Genomic DNA, 1,700 nt, shown 5'->3' with positions numbered 1-1,700 from the left:
GTCCGGCTGTTTCCAGGAATCCGCCGCGCTTTCATCGATGGCCAACTGGATGGCTTTCTTGCGGCGCTCTTCGGCCTGGCGGCTGAAGTACCAGACCATGAACGTCACGATCGACACCGCCAACAGGATCAGGCTGGCCACGGCATTGATCTCCGGCTTCACACCCAGGCGCACCGCCGAGAACACTTCCATCGGCAAGGTGGTCGAACCCGGCCCGGAAACGAAGCTGGCCAGCACCAGGTCATCCAGGGACAAGGCGAAGGACATCATCCCGCCCGCCGCCAGAGACGGCGCGATCATCGGGATGGTGATCAGGAAGAACACCTTCCACGGCTTGGCACCCAGGTCCATGGCCGCTTCTTCGATGGACAGGTCCAGCTCCCGCAGACGCGCCGACACCACCACCGCCACATAGGCCGCACAAAAGGTCGTGTGGGCGATCCAGATGGTGACGATCCCCCGTTCCTGGGGCCAACCGATCAACTGCGCCATGGCCACGAACAGCAGCAACAGCGACAGGCCGGTGATCACTTCCGGCATCACCAGCGGCGCCGTCACCAGGCCGCCGAACAGCGTGCGGCCCTTGAAGCGGGTGACCCGGGTCAGGACGAACGCCGCCAGGGTCCCCAGCGCCACCGCGGCCACCGCGGTGTAGCAGGCGATTTCCAGCGAGCGGGCCACCGAGCCCATCAGTTGGGTGTTGTCCAGCAGGCCCACGTACCACTTCACCGACCAGCCACCCCAGACCGTCACCAGCTTCGAGGCGTTGAACGAGTAGATCACCAGAATCAGCATCGGCAGGTAAATGAACAGCAAACCGAGGACCAGCATCAGGCTGGAAAAACTGAAGCGCTTCATTCTTTGCCCTCCATTTCTTTGGCCTGGCTACGGTTGAACAGAATGATCGGCACGATCAGGATCGCCAGCATCACCACCGCCAGCGCCGATGCCACCGGCCAGTCACGATTGTTGAAGAACTCTTGCCAGAGCACCTTGCCGATCATCAGGGTTTCCGGACCGCCGAGCAGCTCAGGGATCACGAACTCACCCACCACCGGGATGAACACCAGCATGCAGCCGGCGATGATGCCGTTCTTCGACAACGGCACGGTGATCTTCCAGAAGCTGTTGAAGGTGCTCGAACCCAGGTCCGAGGCGGCTTCCAGCAGGCTCTGGTCGTGTTTCACCAGGTTGGCGTAGAGCGGCAGGATCATGAACGGCAGATACGAATAGACCACGCCGATATACACCGCGAGGTTGGTATTGAGGATCTGCAACGGCTCGCTGATCAGCCCGGTCCACATCAGGAACCCGTTCAACAGCCCGTTGTTGCTGAGAATGCCCATCCAGGCGTAGACGCGGATCAGGATCGCGGTCCAGGTCGGCATCATGATCAGCAGCACCAGCACGGTCTGCACTTCCTTGCGCGCGCTGGCAATGGCGTAGGCCATCGGATAACCGATCAGCAGGCACAGCAGGGTGCTGAAAAACGCCATCTTCAACGAGCCGAGGTAGGCCGCCAGGTACAGGTCGTCGTCCCCCAGCATGGTGTAGTTGCCGAGGTTGAGCATGATCTGCAGCTTCTGTTCAACGAAGCTGTAGATCTGGGTGTAGGGCGGAATCGCCACGTCCGCTTCGGCAAAGCTGATCTTCAGGACGATGAAGAACGGCAGCATGAAGAACAGGAACAGCCAGAGGAA

At 60.8% G+C, this 1,700-nt stretch carries 2 protein-coding genes; both read right to left on the bottom strand.

The genetic code is table 11. The features are described 5' to 3' along the window. Positions 1-858: ABC transporter permease subunit (locus tag M5B99_RS29505; RefSeq protein ID WP_248807441.1), on the bottom strand; the 858-nt coding region annotated here is incomplete at its 3' end. After that, on the bottom strand, positions 855-1,700 hold an 846-nt coding region (locus M5B99_RS29500; RefSeq protein WP_248807440.1), incomplete at its 5' end, for an ABC transporter permease subunit. The genes M5B99_RS29500 and M5B99_RS29505, both read right to left, overlap by 4 nt.

Origin of the sequence: Pseudomonas sp. MWU13-2100, from assembly GCF_023242365.1 — a bacterium.
Taxonomy (GTDB): Bacteria; Pseudomonadota; Gammaproteobacteria; order Pseudomonadales; family Pseudomonadaceae; genus Aquipseudomonas.
This window is presented reverse-complemented; position numbering and strand designations above follow the sequence as displayed.